Here is a 16817-nt window from a genome sequence, read left to right on the forward strand (position 1 = left end):
CGGTTCATCTCCCGCATATGGATGTAGTAGGGAAAAAGATAGTTTTCAATTTTTTTGGGGGGATAAAAGTCACGATTCTGTCACAAATAAAAAGCCGTCTTGATTGCTTAGAAAATAGTAGGGTGTTAGAATTTGTTTTAGTTTGTTAAGAATTGTTGACAATGTATAAATAGAGGGGAAGGTGAACGGCATTGCTTGCGAGCGATAGACAGAATAAGATTAAAGAACTAGTTTTGAGTCACTATTCTCTTAAAATTTCAGAGCTTAGCGAAATTTCTAAAGTATCCGAAATGACCATTCAAGGGAAAATGAAAAATAGCAAGGGATGCTGCCATCATGAGTAAAAAAATCCTTAAAAATATCCTGTTTGTATTTGTTTTGTTTGTGATGATACCTCAAGGCGTATTTGCCCATGCAACTCTTGAAAAAGCAAATCCCGCTCCAGACAGTCAGCTAGATGCTGCTCCAAAAGAAATCGTATTGCAGTTTAATGAAAGACTTGAAAAAGAACTTTACTCGATTAAAGTTTTTGATGAAAATGGAGACTCTATTAGCAAGAAAGAAACGAAGATTAGTAAAGACCAAAAATCAATATCTCAAAGTTTATCGGAACTCCCAGATGGTCTCTATACGATTTCCTATAAAGTGATTTCAGCTGATGGACATCCTGTGGATGGGTCCTATGTTGTTTCCATCGGTGAAGGAAATATTCTCGACACTTCTGCACTGGACTTACATACAGAAGAAAATAATTCAGGCTTCTTCAATACGATGAATTCTATTATAAGGATTCTCTATTATACTGCTTTACTGCTTACTACCGGATGGCTACTATGGGGAACCTTTCACAGTCTAGGATCAAGAGAGACATATCGGAAATGGTTCGTTTCCTTACAAATTTCGCTCATAATAAGTACTATTCTGATGGGGGCAATGCAATTTACAGAACTATTGGATAGTTGGTCTATTAAAGGTATTCTTTCTATTTTAACAGGTACATCTCTAGGAATTTCTTTGACGGTATCCGTACTCTTAACCATTCTCGGTTTTGTACTCTTATTTAGATTCAATTGGTTAGATAGATTTTGGGTGTTACTTTTGCTTGTAGCAAAAAGTATAAGTGGACATGCTATGGCGTTTGAACCACCAATCGTAACAATACTCCTTGATATTGTCCATCTACTCGCAGCTGCCATTTGGGCAGGAGGACTTTTCTATATTCTTGTTTTTTGGCGAAAAAAGAGGGAAGAAATACGAGCATTTTTACCGACGTTTTCTAATTTTGCTCTAGCTAGCTTATTGATTTTAATCATAACTGGTACAGCATCTACCTTGATCTTTTTACCAAAGATGACATATCTACTCTATACGACATGGGGGAAAATGCTCCTTGTAAAGATGGCATTTGTGTTACTGGTAGTGGTTATTGGTGGAGTTTTACGCTATCGATTAAAGAAGAAGCAAGAGCATTTAGGAACATGGTTAAAAGTCGATTTCAGTATGATGGTGCTGATCTTAGTGATTGTGGGGATTATGACACATTTAAATCCACTTCCCCAAAACAAACCATTAGAATGGCACGATCAGAAGGATAATATTGAATTCACCTTCTCGATTACACCGAATGCACCGGGTACGAATCATTTCATGATTTTTGCCAAGTCTTATGAAGAAGGTGTAAAAATTAAACGGGTAAACTTATATCTGTCATCCATAGATAATCCTGAACTAGCTCCAATTGAAGTTCCTTTTACAGATGGAAGTATGCTTGACGGGAACTATCTGCCGTTTCCAGGAAAATGGTCTGCCGAACTTCGAATCTTAGACTCTGAAGATAATGAAGTAGTGTTTTATAAAGATTTCATGATCTATTGAAAATGAGGATAGTGATTAAGGGACGGTTTGGCTTTTTGAAGCTAAGCCGTCCCTTTGTTTTCGGGCTGAATTATGATAACATCAAATTATGTAAATATTTCCAAGTTTAAAAAGGAGGTAAAAATGTCTTATAAAAATACGTTTATCAAGGTGTCTGAAGATTCTCCCATCACTTCTGCAGTTGCTCCTCTTCCTAGAAACGGTAAACCTACGACAGCTTCGATTGAATATGATTTGATCAGCAAAAATCCCTACAAATACACTCAAGACGACGTACAATTTGAAACGTACTTAATTAAAAATCAAATGAATTCAACAGATGAATTAAGGCAGCAATTTTTTAGCAAACCGAAAGCATGCTTCCGTGCATCACCATTAGTGAAGAAATTTGGTTGGGGCATTCATTATGATGCTGATGGAAAAATTGCTTTGTTTGAGGTTGAGAGTGAGAACTATAACGGATTTCTTCATACGGATGGGATTACGTTGTTGAAGGGGATGCGTTCGAAAAGGAAATAGGGGGCTATCGATGTCTCGAAAACAACTTATGAATTTATTGCATTGAAAAATAGGTGGAAAAATTCCGTCTAAATCAAGAAATTCACCTATTTCCCGATAATTAAGCGGAATTTTTCCTGTTAAGCTATCCATTTTCCATGATTTTAAAGCTTTTTAAGCCATTTAGCGGAAAACTCCGCCTAATTAACCTAATATCCATTAATTTTTCAAAATAAACGGAATTTCTCCGGTTTAGTGGGTACACCTGTCGAAAATCAAAAAAGCAGCAATGGACAATAACAGAGCCTATAGAATAAGTAAAAATCAGTACATAAATCTGGTAAAAATGCGATTCTGGAAAAACTAGAATCGTATTTTTTATAGGTAAGTTTGCAGGAATATCATAAGCTATGGAGAAATTAAGTGGGAAAGCGATTGTTTTATGATGGAGTGAATTTCATGAAAAACATTTACTTAATAAGACATTGCGAGGCTGAGGGGCAACCCTTTGAAACAAAACTTACTGAAAATGGGATAAAGCAGGCAATTGAATTAGAAAACTTTTTTGTTGATAAGCAGGTTGAAAGGATTATTTCAAGTCCATATAAGCGAGCAGTTCAGTCGATACAACCACTGGCTGAGAGGTTAAACCTTGAGATAGAACTTGACAACAGGTTAACCGAACGTGTGTTAAGTCCTAAAAATTTCCCTGATTGGTATGAAAAACTACAAGATACGTTTGAGGATCTTGATTTGAAGTTCGAGGGTGGAGAATCAAGTCACGAAGCGATGAATCGTATAGTCGAAGTGATAGAAGAAGTTGTTCGAGGTACTCCGGACAATGTTGTTATTGTTACACATGGTAACTTAATGTCATTACTCTTAAAACATTTGCATCAAGACTTCGGTTTTGATGATTGGAAGAAGCTCAGCAATCCAGATGTTTATCTATTAAAATATCGAAATTATCAAACTACATTTGAACGAATATGGAAATAAGGGAGAGTCGAATAATGAAGAATATTCTTGTGCTTGGTGGAACACGTTTTTTTGGACGAAAATTGGTAGATTTGCTGCTTGAAGAAGGACATAATGTAACGATATTAACACGTGGTCAATCTGGAAACCCATTCGGTGATAAAGTCGAACATATCATTGCAGATCGTTCCAATCAAACGGAATTTGCTAGGAAGGTTGATGGACGTACATTTGATATTGTATATGATAACATTTGCTTTTCTCCAAATGAAGCATATGATTTTTGTGAGCTTTTTAATGGGAAAATTGGCAAACTGGTATTTACCTCCACATTATCCGTCTATGAAGTAAATGGTAAGGAGAAGCTTGAGACTGATTTTGATCCGTATCATTATGAAATTCGCTTGGGGAACAAAGAAGATTTTTCATATGGGGAAGGAAAGCGGCAAGCGGAGGCTGTGTATTTTAAGTATGCCCAATTTCCTGTAGTAGCTGTTCGTATCCCGATCGTGTTAGGAGAGGATGATTATTCGCGTCGTTTACATCTGCATGTTGAACGAATTGCAAACGGTGAACCAATTGGATTTGTAAATATGGATGCCGAAATGTCCTTTATCCAAGCAACAGAAGCAGCTCAATTCTTAAAATGGGCTGGCATGACAGAAATAGAAGGGCCTTTTAATGCCACAGCAAATGGCAGAATCTCATTAGCCAATTTAATAAAAATGATTGAAGCAGCAACGGGTAAATCTGCCAGAATTGCGCTTGTGGGAAATGATGAGATTATTTCACCTTATGCTGTTCCAACCTCTTGGTATATGTCAAACGAAAAAGCAGTTGCGAATGGATTTCAATTTACGAATTTGGATGACTGGTTAAGGCCATTAGTCGAAGGGATTGCAAAAGAGACAATAATCTAAGAGAAGATCAAATTTTTTGAACACACTGGGGTGAATATATTGATTTATAGTCGTACAAATAAAACGATAGAAACGGGTAGATTGCTACTGCGTCTGTTTACTGCATCTGATGCAGAAAATGTAATCACAATGTGTAATAACTACAACATTTTCAAAAGTACTTTGACTCTACCATATCCATATACGCTAAATTGTGCGCTGTCGTGGATTGCTAACCACGAGCAAAACTTTGACCTAGATCGAATGTATGAGCTTGCCATAACAGATAAGAATAGTGGACAGTTGTATGGTGCCATTGCGATTTCAAATCATAAGCAGCATAAAAATGGAGAACTGGCATATTGGATTGGAGAAGAGTATTGGGGGAAAGGGTACGGGACAGAGGCAGCGCAAGCGATGATAGAATTTGTTTTTAAAGAAAAGAATTTTCATCGTGTCTATGCACGACATTTCAAATCAAATCCTGCATCTGGAAAGATCATGGAGAAGTGTGGAATGACATATGAAGGCATGTTAAAAGAACATGTCTTCAAAATCGATCGTTTTGAAGATATTGTTTATTTTGGGATTATCAATCCGATGGGAAACAACAAATAAAAGGCATAGCTTAACATTTAACGGTATATTTTTCTGGCTACATACAAATGCAATTCTATCCAAACTGAGATTTTGGATTTTTTTGAGTTTACCTTTCATTGTATCATTTTTATTTTCAGGAGAATTCAAGTCAATCTTGCAATTTGTGAGTTGGAGTACAGCTTTGATTTCTGGTTCAGATATCATTATTTCATTTTTGAATGTAATTAAACCGAAGAACTCAGTATTCTACGAAGCCTATTATCGATTGAAATAGTATTGAGGCTTGTAGTACATCATCATTTTGAATTAACGAAGTACGATAGTTCAATTCTTTTGGCCGCCCTTTCATTGGGGCGGTTTTCCTTAGGTTTCAAAAATCAACTTTAAGTTTGATCTTTAAATAGGATGATCTTGTAACCTTTTAATATACTCAAACGATTAATAAACGAATACAGAAATAAGGGGGGGAGCTCTTGCTTGATAATGGGAATTTAGAGAATAGGATTATTGAAATCTATCGTAGTCATTACCTAGATGTTTATCGGTTTCTTATTTGTTTTACTGGAAGTCAAAATGATGCAGAGGATCTAACTCAAGAAGTGTTTATTCGTGTGTTAAAAAATCTACCTAATTATAATGAAGGCAATTTAAAGACTTGGATTTTCTCAATAGCAAAGCATGTTGCTATTGATCATTACAGGAAGAAGCGATTTACACAAGTTTTTAAAGATGGCTTTTTTAAACAAATAGCATCTACAGAAAAGGGGCCAAATGAACTATTTGAGCAAAATGAACTAAAAAGAACGGTTCAGTTAGCAATCTCGACCTTAAAACCCGATTTTAGAGCAGTCGTTATTCTAAGGGGAATAAGCGAATTGTCCATAAAAGAAACTGCGGATGTACTTGATTGTAGTGAGTCAAAGGTTAAAGTAGATTATCATAGGGCTATGAAAATCCTTAAAAAGAAACTACATATAGATGCTGAGGGGGGTATAGGTAGTGCAAACTGATAAGGATTTTTTTAAATTGATGAAAGAATCATATTCAACGGAACCAAGAAAAGCGTTTGTTTCTGATACTGAATACATTTTAAGGAAAAATGCTAAAAGATTAAATAGAAAACGAACATTTAAGATAGTTTCGATAACTGCAAGTAGTGTCCTTGTTTTTGTAATTTCTATCTTATGGCTATTCTCTTTTCCAGAAACAGAACAGAAATCATCCTTAATTGGAGAAAATAGTCGTGATGAACCATTTATTTATATTTATCACACGCATAATCAGGAATCATTTAATTCAGTAACTAAGACTGTCGATGCAAACGGAGCTTTCCATCCATCTACGAATATTACATTAGTGGGTGAAAAGCTTAGTCAGGCTCTCAATAACAAGAGTATCATTACACTACATGAAAAAAGGGATGTTATGAAAGAATTGGGTGAGAAGGGCTTATCTTATGAAGAGTCTTACGCAGTCTCAAGAGAATTCTTACAGAGTACATTAGAAGAAAATCCGAGTATTAAAATGATATTTGATATACACAGAGACTCACAGCCAAGAGATGTAACTACTGCTACAATAAATGGGGATGATTATGCCAAAATATCATTTATTGTTTCTAAAACAAGTGAAAGATATATAGAAAACTTAAAATTTGCTTTAGCAATTCATACTCTTATGGAAGAAGAATATCCAGGTCTATCTAGAGGAGTTATTGAAAAGTCTGCTGCTGAAAACCAAAATACCTATAACCAAGACTTAAGGAATGAATCACTATTAATGGAAATTGGAGGAGTGGATAATACATTGGAAGAAGAGTATCGTGCGATTGATATCTTGGCCGACGTGATTGGGAAAATAATTAAGAAAAGAGAGTAACGTGAGCTGTTGCTGATAAAGAAATCCACTAAATATCTCGAGAAACATTGATGTAAGGCATTAATGCTTCTCGGGATTATTTATTACTATGGAAGAAGGATTAATAGCGAAAACTAGCGAAGTTATTAGTACTTTCATTTTTTCGGAGGTTCAAATGGAGATTTATAGATTTGCCAAGGACAGTGGAAAAAAGATCACTCAATACAATTCGGATTTTGTCATGTCTCGTGTGATTCGCACTGAAGGTGGTGTTCACATTGGTGCTATGTATCTAGAGAAAGATGGGATTATCGGGTATCATCAAGCAACCACTCCACAGCTTCTTCTAATTATTTCTGGTGAAGGATTTGCTCGTGGAGAAAGCGAAGAGTACATAATGGTTCGGCCAGGGGATGCGGTGTTTTGGACAAAGGGTGAATGGCATGAAACGCAAACAGATACAGCTTTAACTGCTATTGTGATAGAAAGCGAGAATTTAGATCCGTCCTCATTCATGCCAAACAAAAGTGAGATTATTTAGTAGCGGCCAGGAATAAAAATAATGGTATTCTTAATCGTCTTAAGTATGTCTCTTCCTTTTCAAAATGCTCTCTCTTAGGTATCGATTCTCTTAAAGATTCAATCTTAAACCCAGCAGATTTGAGTGCTTGAAAATAATCTTCAATCGTTCTGTGGTACTTATAGACTGTAGAACCAAGCCACTCTTGTTCTCGAATTCCAGAAACGAAGTAATTATCCACGAACCAATTCGTTCTTTGCCCATTCGTTTGCAAAGTGGAAGTAATAACGGGATGTTCAATAGAAAAGATTAATTTTCCACCATCAGTTAAAGTGTCATATATATTTCTAAATAAGACGTCGATATCCTGAATATAATGAATTACTAGCCTTGATATGACCATGTCAAAGTGATTTTTAGGAAATTCCCAATTCTCAATAGTTGATTGTACCAAGTGTATATTTTTATATGTTTGTAGATTTTTTACTGCTGAATGATACATATTAATTGATCCTTCAATTCCAGAATAGCTTTTACATCCGATATTCATCAGATCGATTCCAAACTTTCCGTCACCGCACCCTAAATCAAGAATATTTAACTGGGATACATCTCCCATAAGCTCAATGAAAATTGGCTTTTCAATTGTGTCATTTGGATTTTCTTTGAATGCTCTCTTTAAAGTGTAACGATGAAAGAATTCTTCTTTGTCATAGTATTGCGAACCGTTTCTTTGCAAAATTGGCAAACCTCCTCAAAACAACATTGGAAAAATTATACACGATTTCAACTGTGTGATGAACATATTTTTACATTGCATCGTATATAAAAAATAAATTCGAATAGGGGAGTGTCAGTTATTGGGTAAAAAACGAATTTTCATAATCGTTGTGGCCATGTTTTTGTCGGGATGTACTAAGACATTTGAAGGAGTGGTTTATGAGGTTGCAGAAGATTATTTTTTGATTGACTGTTCGGATGAAGCGAAGATTAAAAGTAATGATATTGAGGATATTGGTTACGGATGCAAGGTTAAATTGTCCGATAAGACAAGCTTTAGGAGTGAAACTGGGGAAAGTTTGGTATTAGAGGAAATTAAAGAGGAGGCGACTGTCAGAGTTCTACTGATGCATTCAAAAAATATTACGCAAAGTAAAGAATCTCGAAACCTTGAAGCTAAGGAAATAATTGTACTCGATGAATAGAATAATCTTGCATACTAAAAGCCAGACTATATTGCCTGGCTCATAGTTTATCTACGACTAGTGGCATTCCACCAGCAAACAGAATTAGAATGTAGAATTTTAAGCGCTTTCATTTTGACGGGTTTTATTTTCTAACTAACCCATGGGGGTCAATTACGAACTTCTTAGAAGCACCCTGATCAAATTCAGCATAAGCAGCAGGGGCTTGATCTAATGAAATAAGTGTAGCATTTACAGCTTTGGCAATTTGTGCTTTTCCGCTTAAAATGGCCATCATTAGGTCGCGATGATATTGCATAACTGGCGTTTGACCTGTGACAAAAGTATGCGCTTTTGCCCATCCTAGACCTAAGCGAACCTTCAAGGTTCCAATTTTTGCATCCTCATCAACGGCACCTGGGTCACCCGTAACGTAAAGACCTGGAATACCAAGACGGCCTCCGGCGCGAGTAACTTCCATAATCGAATTCAATACAGTGGCAGGAGCTTCTCCAGCACCAGCACCGTGTCCATGGGCTTCAAATCCTACACAATCAATTGCACAGTCAACTTCAGGTACGCCTAAAATTTGTTCAATTTGCTCACCGAGATTTGGATAATCTCTGAGATTTACGGTTTCACATCCGAAACTCTTCGCTTGCGCAAGACGCTCGCTATTTAAATCACCCACAATAACAACGGAAGCACCTAGAAGTTGAGCAGAATGAGCAGCCGCTAAACCAACAGGTCCAGCACCCGCAACATATACAGTTGCACCAGGCTTAACTCCTGCACTTACAGCACCATGATAACCAGTTGGGAAAATATCAGAAAGCATAGTTAAATCAAGAATTTTTTCAAGTGCTTGATCTTTATCAGGAAATTTAAGTAATTGAAAATCTGCATAGGGGACCATAACGTATTCGGATTGTCCACCAACCCAACCGCCCATGTCGACATAACCATAAGCTGAGCCAGGACGATCTGGATTTACATTTTCGCAAATATGAGTATTTCGTTCTTTACAGCTCCGACAACGTCCACATGCAATGTTAAACGGTACAGATACGAGATCACCCTTTTTAATAAACTCCACGTCACGTCCAACTTCGATGACTTCACCAGTGATTTCGTGACCGAGAACGAGACCTTCCGGGGCAGTTGTTCGCCCGCGCACCATGTGTTGGTCGCTACCGCAAATATTTGTGGTGACAACTTTGAGAATGACACCATGGTCGCATTTACGACCGACATTTAATGGGTTTACACCAGGTCCGTCTCGTAAAATCAAGTCGGGATAGCTGATATCTTCAACCGCTACTCGACCAGAACCCTTGTAAATCACTGCTCTGTTTCCTGACATTTAACTTTCCTCCGATCTACTTAATATAAAATAATAACAGATAAGAGAATTAACTATAATTCAGAATTATCTGTACAATCTAATTCTATAAAATAATTCTTTTTTCTGGAAGAACGCACTTTTTTGTGAGAAGGTTACCTTAAGGATACTTTTGAGATATTTTGGAAAGGAGATAATCTGAATGGAAGATTTACGGAAAGAAGTAAAAAAGAAAATCCGGAATGGTGAATTTAATTGTGAAAAAGAGTTCACCTTATCTCTTATTAACGGGAAATGGAAAATCACAATCATCTATTATTTAGGCACAAATGGTAAGTTAAGATTCAGTGAAATTAAAAAGTTATTTCCAAAAATCTCTCATAAAGTCCTGACAGCACAAATACGAGAATTAGAGGCAGATGGAATTGTCAGTCGAAAAGTCTATCCAGAAGTTCCACCAAGGGTCGAATATTCGCTAACAGAGTTAGGTGAAAGTCTAATGCCGATCGTCCTTATGATGTACGAATGGGGAAAGAAAAACATTAATTCTTTTGCGAGAAGGTAATTTAGTCAAAAATCATACTATTTTATAAGTAACTGAAGGAGAATGAAGTTTTTATGAATCGATGCGGTTGGGTTAACCAAGATGAGTTGTATATTAACTACCATGATCACGAATGGGGAGTACCAGTGTATGACGACCGTCTCCTTTTTGAATATCTAAATTTAGAGGGAGCACAAGCGGGATTAAGCTGGTACACAATTCTTAAAAAACGGGAAAATTACCGCAAAGCCTTTGATGGATTTATTCCTGAGAAAATTGTTTTGTATGATGAGAAAAAGATAGCAGAACTTCTACAAAATGAAGGGATCGTTCGAAATAAGCTAAAGGTGAATGCTGTTGTTACAAACGCAAAAGCTTTTCTAAAAGTGGTCGAGGAATTCGGCTCATTTAGTGCGTACATATGGTCTTTTGTAGATGGAAAGCCAATCCAAAATAACTTTAAGGATTTAAAAGAGGTGCCAGCATCAACTGAATTTAGCGATAAAATGAGTAAGGATTTAAAGAAGCGAGGATTTAAGTTTGTAGGTTCAACAATTTGTTATGCATTTATGCAGGCGACTGGCATGGTCAATGATCATATTACTAGTTGCTTTTGTCACGAAACAGTACAAGAACTAGGTTGAACAGAAATCAAAAATGGAGAAATAAGATGGGGACAAACCAAAGTGTTAATACTGTAGCTCTTGAATTTTATGAAGAAAAGTTTAATTCTATATTAAGTGATTATGATTTATCTGAGAAGCAGATAAGATTTACTTCTCTGCCGTCAGAAGCTATGTTGTCATGTGAAATAGATAAAACGAGGCATCCTGTTGTCATTTTATCTGGTGGTGAACCAGTAGGATTCTTTGTATTGCATGGTTGGGAAGGCGTGAAGACCTATAGTGATAATAGATCTGCGATATTGGTAAGGGCCTATTCGATTAATGTCAAATTCCAGGGAAAAGGGATTGCCAAGAAATCTTTATTCATTTTAGATTCCTTTGTAAAAAGCAATTTTCCTGGTAGTAATGAAATCATCTTAGCGGTCAACCACCAAAACACAGTTGCACAGCATCTTTATAAAGTAAGTGGTTTTATAGATAAGGGAATTCGAGTGATGGGTAGGATGGGGGAACAATACATTTATCATAAAGAGCTACAAATATAGTGCTATTCTTCTAATTGGAGAATAGTTTTTTTATACAGAAAAATTAAGAGGGAAAAGCTGAAAGTTATAGAATTCTTAACAAAGAAAGCTTTCTTCCATTTTTTATAAGGAGGGGAATTTGAAATGGAGTATAGAATTGAGAAACTTGATTATGAAATTCGTATTGTTGGACAAGGTAAATCAGTTTCAACGAACAAGGCTTCCAAAACCATTTCTTCATTATGGAACAACGCAAAAAAAGATGGTTTTACGCAAAAGTTAATCGATATGTCATGGGAAAATCCAAAATGTACATTAGAAAGTCTTTTGGGTGTTTGCGGAAAGGAAGCAAGTATTAGTGAAGACGAGTTTATCTACTTCATGGGTGTAAGGTATGAAGGGGAAGCGGAAGAAGATATGGAAACCCTCATTATTCCACCAAGTACTTGGGCTGTATTTCCGAATGTTACTGAGGCCTGGAAACGACTATATTCAGAATGGGTTCTCACTTCTGGTTATGAATTGGTTGATTTGCCGTGCATTGAATGCTATTATCCACCAAAGCATAAACCAAGAAATGAGCTGTGGGTGCCTGTAAAATAATAATTAGCCAGAGAGCATTAACCAACCAGGTTTAATGCTTTTTTCGTTTTTATATATAAAGGTATTTCTGTGAAATTTGTCGAAATAGATTGATAGACTAAAATTTAGGAAGTGGACTATGTGGAGTTTTGGGTGAATAGAGATTGTTTTTATAAGGCGATTTCAGATGTAAGTAGGGCAGTAAGTGCAAAAACGTCGATTCCAATTTTGACAGGCATTCAAATAATTGCAACTGAAGAGAAGCTGACTCTAGTAGGGAGTAATTCAGATATTTTCATTGAATCCAATATTCCTATGACCATCAATAATGAAAAAATACTGGATATATTTGAACCAGGTAGTGTGATTATTTCTGCGAAATATCTAATCGAAATTGTAAAAAAGTTGCCGAATGATGTTCACGTGAAAATGAATGGGAGGCAATTAGTTACAATTAAATCGGATGATATTATAACCACCTTAAATGGGTTTCAGGCTGATGATTATCCAAAACTTCCTAGAATTGATGAAGATGCTTCTGTAAGGCTATCAAACACTGAACTTAAAGAATTAATCAATCAAACTACATTTGCCGTCTCTAAAAACGAAAATAAACCCGTCCTGACAGGAGTATATCTGTCGTTCCAAGAAAAACAACTAACTCTTGCCGCAACAAATTCGCATCGATTAGCTATACGGAAACTCTTCATTGAAGCGTATTTAGACGGGGCTTGTATTGTACCAGGCACGAGTTTGAACGAACTCTCTAAATTAATGCAGGATGAGTCAGGTCATATACATATTTATATAACAGAAAGTTATATCACTTTTAAATCAGTTAACATGACCCTGTATTCAAGACTTATTGAAGGGAATTATCCCAATGTTTTAGGCTTGTTACCAAAAGATGCAAAAACGGTTATTACAATTAAAACCTCTCAACTTTTAAAAGGGATTGATCGGGCAAGTTTATTTGCATACGAAGGGAAAAACAATCGGATAAATATTGAAATAGAGGATGGTTCAAAAATGCGAATCTCTTCAAATTCATCAGAGGTTGGAAAAATAGAGGAACTACAAAATATAAAAGAAATCAATGGCCAAAGGGACTTAAATATTGCATTTGATGGAAGATTTTTAATGGATGCATTAAAAGCAATAAAAGAGGAAGAGATTCAATTAAGTTTTGGTGGTTCGATGAGACCAGTCTTAATTGAACCTATTGGAAATCCAAATTATCTTCACCTGATTTCACCGGTACGAACATATTAGGAGTAGGAGTTGTTATAAATGGCAAATGGAGTACAAGATTTCTATTGTGACGAGGTATTGAGTGGGAATACGAAAGTAGAGAGAGTACTTGAAACTGAGGATGCACTTGCTTTTTATCATACACGTCCTTTTTATGACGTACACATTGTCGTAATACCTAAGCAGCATATTCCATCCTTACTGGATCTTAACTCAGATAATCAGCATGTGATGGTTGACGTATTATCAGTCATTCAGCAAGTTGCTAATCAGATGAATGAAAAATATGGTGCCTGTACAGTATCAACGAATATAGGGGAGTATCAAAGTAATAAACATATGCACTGGCATATTCATTTTGGCAAGCGAATTCGATTAGAAGATGGTACTTGGTGCTAAATGCTCAAAAAGGAAGGATATCTTGATGAGATATAAAGTGAAATCTCTCAATGTGGGGAGAATCGAAACCCTTACATATGGTAAAAGAACATTCGAATCTGCGATTAGAAAGCAATCTGTGTCAGAACCTATCTTTTTGAGTAAAACAGGACTAAAGAGTGATGAACAAGCCTATGAATATCATGGTGGTGAAGATAAAGCTTTATGTTTATATTCGTATGATTATTATCCATATTGGAAAAATGTTGTTCATCATTTTAGTGAAACAGCATTATTTGGGGAGAATTTAACCGTGGAAGGACTCAAGGAGGATAATGCTCACATCGGAGATATTTTTTCATTTGGGGAAGCAATAATTCAAGTATCCGAACCACGAAATCCTTGTTATAAGCTTGCAGAAAAATATGAAGTCCCTGATATGGTCGTTCGTATGAGGGATACCGGCTATACAGGATTTCTTTTTAGAGTTTTGAAAGAGGGAGTGGTATCTGTAAATGATGATTTAGTACTGCTCGAACCAGATGCGCAGAAAGTGTCAGTCGCATCAGTAAATGAAGTGAAATTTTTCGACCGTTTCAATAAAGAAAAATTGGAAAAAGTATTAGCTGTTAAGGCTTTATCGGAAAGCATCCGTGTTCCTTTATTGAAACAATATCAATCAGATAAAACTAATGAATGGTCATAATTAGACAAAGAGCCCACAAATATTTGAGGGTTCTTTGTATTTATGATTGACAAGGCGGAAATCCATTTATATCTTGAATTGTATTCATCTCGTATTTTTTTAGAGCAAATTGTCGTTGGTACAGGTATTCAATGACAAGAAGTCTTCCATCAGAAACTACACATAAAAGACCGGATGTAGCAGTACCACCCATGAATGAAACTCCAATTGGTTGACCCCATAAGTATCTAATTTATTGTTGCCACGGCATATGATCCTATAAAGATAAAATATGAATAGGAAGTTCGTAGAGTGCTTGGATTGTAATGAAATCTCTAATGTGAAATATTTCACAAAATGTTCAAGAATGGGCCGAAAAACCCACAGCAGGATCATGTATATTATCACTATAAGCATCGTGTTAACATCACCAAGGGGGATTTAAGATGAAAAAGATTTATCAACTATTATTAATTTTAGGACTTGTAATGACACCATTTTTTACACAAGCACATGTAAAGTGGTTCACAAAAGTGACGCCTCAAAAAGAAACAATCGAACATATTTTATCATCGGAGTTTATGGGACTTGCTCTTTTAGCAGCTGTCGTACTTGCAGCATTAACTTTAGTTATTCCTAAAATGGCTGAATGGGAACCAGTTAAGAAAATTGAAGACCGTCTATCTAGTTTAAGAAAGTATTCTCGCCATTTATTAAAATACGGTACGGCTGTAGCTTTAATGATACAAATCATAAATGGAACACTTTTTGCACCTGAGTTCCATATTCACAATACATTAGTTGTCGTTTTGACATGGGTAGTGATCGGATTATTACTCATTCCACATCATATCGCAACGAAATTAGGTTCTGCTATCTTACTTGGATTATTTGTTTATGTAACGATTCATCAAGGCATATTTCATATGTTAGACTACGGCTTCTATGTAGCGATTATTGGAGTTTTATTAGTTGGAAAAACGAAATTCGAGCATATTGGATTTCCATTCCTATATTTAGGAACAGGTCTATCTCTTTGTTGGGTAGCTGTTGAAAAATGGGTGTATCCTGGCATGGCATTAGATATTATTGCGAACCATCATGTCCCTACATTCGGATTTGAACCAGCATTATTCCTTGTCATGGCGGCATTTATCGAGTTTGTCGTTGGGTATCTATTAGTCGTCGGGATTTTAAACCGTGTACTTGGATTTGTCGTAACATGTATTTTTATATTAACGACGATGCTATTTGGTATGACAGAAGTTGTTGGACATTTCATGATTCACATTGTCCTCATAATCTTTATTATAGAAGGGGTTTCTTTCTACAACCCACCTATTAAAATGCGCAAAACAAAGCTTGATCAATTCATTTTCGTATTCTTAAACTTTATCTTTGTGCTAGCAACGTTTGTGTTAATTTATTATCGATTTGCTTAAAACTTAATCTTAATCAGACTCGGTTTCTTATGAAATCGGGTCTTTTTTATTGAGGCAGATAAATATATAGCCGACCTTTTTAAAATACTAAGTAAGAAAGGATTGGTTACTTTGGAAAATGCTCAGAAATTGAAAATTGTTGGTGATATATATGATAGGGTACATAAAGCCAATTATGAGTATCTAGATTTTTGGCTTGAAAATACATTTTTGCATTGGGATTTTTGGCTTTCGTTGGCTTTTACCTTGATTCCATGGATATTATTCATCCTTTTTCGGAAAAAAGAAAGTACGTACCGGCTATTATTTGTAGGTTTATTCGTTGTGATCTTTGCTTCTTGGTTTGATTTTTTGGGTGTGGTAGGTGGGCTATGGTTCTATACAGGAAAAGTAGTTCCAACCATTCCTTCCTATATGCCATGGGATTTTTGTATTTTACCTGTCTTTGTTATGTTTTTAATACAATTCAAACCAGAAATGAAACCTTTTTGGAAGGGATTATTTTTTGCCAGTGTTGGGAGTTTTATCGGAGAACCATTTTTTAAATGGCTCGGTTTTTATGTGTCGATTCACTGGAATAAATTCTACTCATTCCCGATCTATTTTGTATTATTTATGATTTGTCATAGGTTAAGTAAAGTTAATCAATTTGAGCGTATAGAGTGAGACCGATCTTAAACAAATGAAAAGGTTTTCTTTGCATAAGTGTGTCTAGAATACTTTATACGAAGATGCAGGGTATATATGCGAATAAACTTGTATTAGATCGGTTTTCAAAGAGGGAAGCTGAGGAAATTGCTCTCATGATGACTGCGGCAATTGAAGGTGAAATGATGCTATGCCTAACCCAGAAAGCTAGCCAACCATTAAAGATTATTACACATGAATGGGATTCAAAGAAACACTTCCACCAGTGTTGCATTCCCTGTTACCAGAGAAGATAGCAGGTCTACATCACTGGGCGCAGTGGAAGTGGGTTTCGTCATGCCTGTCTGATGTTCGTAAACACACGTTCTATCGGATAGAACTTTT

At 36.0% G+C, this 16817-nt stretch carries 22 protein-coding genes and 2 pseudogenes; 21 read left to right on the forward strand and 3 right to left on the reverse strand.

Annotation, left to right across the window (positions count from 1 at the left end):
* Positions 1–191 precede the first annotated feature (191 nt).
* From FA727_RS04615 to FA727_RS04660, 10 genes and pseudogenes are all read left to right on the forward strand, one after another.
* A complete protein-coding gene (locus FA727_RS04615; protein ID WP_136829537.1) occupies positions 192–344 on the forward strand; it encodes a DeoR family transcriptional regulator in 153 nt (50 codons plus the stop codon).
* Positions 337–1875, forward strand: a complete 1539-nt coding sequence (locus FA727_RS04620) for a copper resistance CopC/CopD family protein (protein WP_136829538.1) — start codon at positions 337–339, stop codon at positions 1873–1875. The genes FA727_RS04615 and FA727_RS04620 overlap by 8 nt, the downstream gene beginning before the upstream one ends.
* 123 nt (positions 1876–1998) lie before the next feature.
* Positions 1999–2394, forward strand: a complete 396-nt coding sequence (locus tag FA727_RS04625) for a DUF6157 family protein (protein WP_136829539.1) — start codon at positions 1999–2001, stop codon at positions 2392–2394.
* Between the two features lie 402 nt (positions 2395–2796).
* A complete protein-coding gene (locus FA727_RS04630; protein ID WP_306461650.1) occupies positions 2797–3372 on the forward strand; it encodes a histidine phosphatase family protein in 576 nt (191 codons plus the stop codon).
* Positions 3373–3386: 14 nt separating this feature from the next.
* Positions 3387–4271, forward strand: coding sequence for an NAD-dependent epimerase/dehydratase family protein (locus FA727_RS04635; protein ID WP_136829540.1), 885 nt, complete (start codon positions 3387–3389; stop codon positions 4269–4271).
* Between the two features lie 39 nt (positions 4272–4310).
* On the forward strand, positions 4311–4868 hold the full coding sequence (locus FA727_RS04640; protein ID WP_136829541.1) for a GNAT family N-acetyltransferase: 558 nt from the start codon (positions 4311–4313) through the stop codon (positions 4866–4868).
* 7 nt (positions 4869–4875) lie between these two features.
* Positions 4876–5124: pseudogene (locus FA727_RS24705) on the forward strand (DUF3267 domain-containing protein); the annotation flags it as partial.
* A 199-nt stretch (positions 5125–5323) separates the two neighbouring features.
* A complete protein-coding gene (locus tag FA727_RS04650; RefSeq protein ID WP_136829542.1) occupies positions 5324–5860 on the forward strand; it encodes an RNA polymerase sigma factor in 537 nt (178 codons plus the stop codon).
* Positions 5850–6728: a stage II sporulation protein P gene (spoIIP, locus tag FA727_RS04655; protein WP_136829543.1), complete on the forward strand. Its 879-nt coding sequence runs from the start codon at positions 5850–5852 to the stop codon at positions 6726–6728. The genes FA727_RS04650 and spoIIP overlap by 11 nt, the downstream gene beginning before the upstream one ends.
* A gap of 154 nt (positions 6729–6882) precedes the next feature.
* Positions 6883–7248 carry a cupin domain-containing protein gene (locus FA727_RS04660; protein ID WP_136829544.1) on the forward strand — a complete coding sequence of 122 codons (366 nt, stop codon included), beginning with the start codon at positions 6883–6885 and terminating at the stop codon, positions 7246–7248.
* Here the strand turns inward: FA727_RS04660 and FA727_RS04665 are convergent.
* Complete coding sequence (locus FA727_RS04665; protein ID WP_136829545.1) at positions 7241–7966, reverse strand: class I SAM-dependent methyltransferase; 726 nt, start codon at positions 7964–7966, stop codon at positions 7241–7243. The two genes, FA727_RS04660 and FA727_RS04665, sit on opposite strands and share 8 nt — an antisense overlap.
* 121 nt (positions 7967–8087) lie before the next feature.
* On the opposite strand from FA727_RS04665, the gene FA727_RS04670 reads away from it, so the two are divergent.
* On the forward strand, positions 8088–8432 hold the full coding sequence (locus tag FA727_RS04670) for a hypothetical protein (protein ID WP_136829546.1): 345 nt from the start codon (positions 8088–8090) through the stop codon (positions 8430–8432).
* A 124-nt stretch (positions 8433–8556) separates the two neighbouring features.
* Here the strand turns inward: FA727_RS04670 and fdhA are convergent, their stop codons facing one another.
* Positions 8557–9774, reverse strand: coding sequence for a formaldehyde dehydrogenase, glutathione-independent (fdhA, locus tag FA727_RS04675; protein WP_136829547.1), 1218 nt, complete (start codon positions 9772–9774; stop codon positions 8557–8559).
* Between the two features lie 181 nt (positions 9775–9955).
* Here fdhA and FA727_RS04680 point away from each other — a divergent pair, with 181 nt between their 5' ends.
* From FA727_RS04680 to FA727_RS04710, 7 genes and pseudogenes are all read left to right on the forward strand, one after another.
* Positions 9956–10318: a winged helix-turn-helix transcriptional regulator gene (locus tag FA727_RS04680; RefSeq protein WP_136829548.1), complete on the forward strand. Its 363-nt coding sequence runs from the start codon at positions 9956–9958 to the stop codon at positions 10316–10318.
* 53 nt (positions 10319–10371) lie between these two features.
* Positions 10372–10941, forward strand: a complete 570-nt coding sequence (locus FA727_RS04685; RefSeq protein WP_136829549.1) for a DNA-3-methyladenine glycosylase I — start codon at positions 10372–10374, stop codon at positions 10939–10941.
* 26 nt (positions 10942–10967) lie between these two features.
* The gene (locus tag FA727_RS04690; protein WP_136829550.1) at positions 10968–11468 is read left to right on the forward strand and encodes a GNAT family N-acetyltransferase; all 501 of its coding nucleotides are present in this window, start codon (positions 10968–10970) and stop codon (positions 11466–11468) included.
* Positions 11469–11579: 111 nt separating this feature from the next.
* Positions 11580–12050: pseudogene (locus FA727_RS04695) on the forward strand (GyrI-like domain-containing protein); the annotation flags it as partial.
* Between the two features lie 120 nt (positions 12051–12170).
* Positions 12171–13301, forward strand: a complete 1131-nt coding sequence (dnaN, locus tag FA727_RS04700; RefSeq protein WP_136829552.1) for a DNA polymerase III subunit beta — start codon at positions 12171–12173, stop codon at positions 13299–13301.
* 18 nt (positions 13302–13319) lie between these two features.
* Positions 13320–13679 carry an HIT family protein gene (locus tag FA727_RS04705; RefSeq protein WP_136829553.1) on the forward strand — a complete coding sequence of 120 codons (360 nt, stop codon included), beginning with the start codon at positions 13320–13322 and terminating at the stop codon, positions 13677–13679.
* A 25-nt stretch (positions 13680–13704) separates the two neighbouring features.
* Positions 13705–14364 (forward strand): MOSC domain-containing protein, encoded by a 660-nt coding sequence (locus FA727_RS04710; RefSeq protein ID WP_136829554.1) that lies wholly within the window; start codon positions 13705–13707, stop codon positions 14362–14364.
* Positions 14365–14404: 40 nt separating this feature from the next.
* Here FA727_RS04710 and FA727_RS04715 read toward each other — a convergent pair whose 3' ends face one another.
* Entirely contained in the window at positions 14405–14557 is a 153-nt protein-coding gene (locus FA727_RS04715; protein ID WP_246041685.1) for a hypothetical protein, read from the reverse strand.
* A gap of 232 nt (positions 14558–14789) precedes the next feature.
* Between FA727_RS04715 and FA727_RS04720 the strand changes: the two genes are divergently transcribed.
* The 3 genes from FA727_RS04720 to FA727_RS25420 all read left to right on the forward strand — a co-directional run bounded on the left by FA727_RS04720 (position 14790) and on the right by FA727_RS25420 (position 16729).
* Positions 14790–15785 carry a hypothetical protein gene (locus FA727_RS04720; RefSeq protein WP_136829555.1) on the forward strand — a complete coding sequence of 332 codons (996 nt, stop codon included), beginning with the start codon at positions 14790–14792 and terminating at the stop codon, positions 15783–15785.
* A 129-nt stretch (positions 15786–15914) separates the two neighbouring features.
* Positions 15915–16451, forward strand: a complete 537-nt coding sequence (locus FA727_RS04725) for a CBO0543 family protein (protein WP_158318784.1) — start codon at positions 15915–15917, stop codon at positions 16449–16451.
* A 65-nt stretch (positions 16452–16516) separates the two neighbouring features.
* Positions 16517–16729 carry an LmrA/YxaF family transcription factor gene (locus tag FA727_RS25420; RefSeq protein ID WP_438646622.1) on the forward strand — a complete coding sequence of 71 codons (213 nt, stop codon included), beginning with the start codon at positions 16517–16519 and terminating at the stop codon, positions 16727–16729.
* Positions 16730–16817: the final 88 nt, after the last annotated feature.

It is taken from the genome of Robertmurraya kyonggiensis (assembly GCF_005116465.1).
GTDB lineage: Bacteria > Bacillota > Bacilli > Bacillales > Cytobacillaceae > Robertmurraya > Robertmurraya kyonggiensis.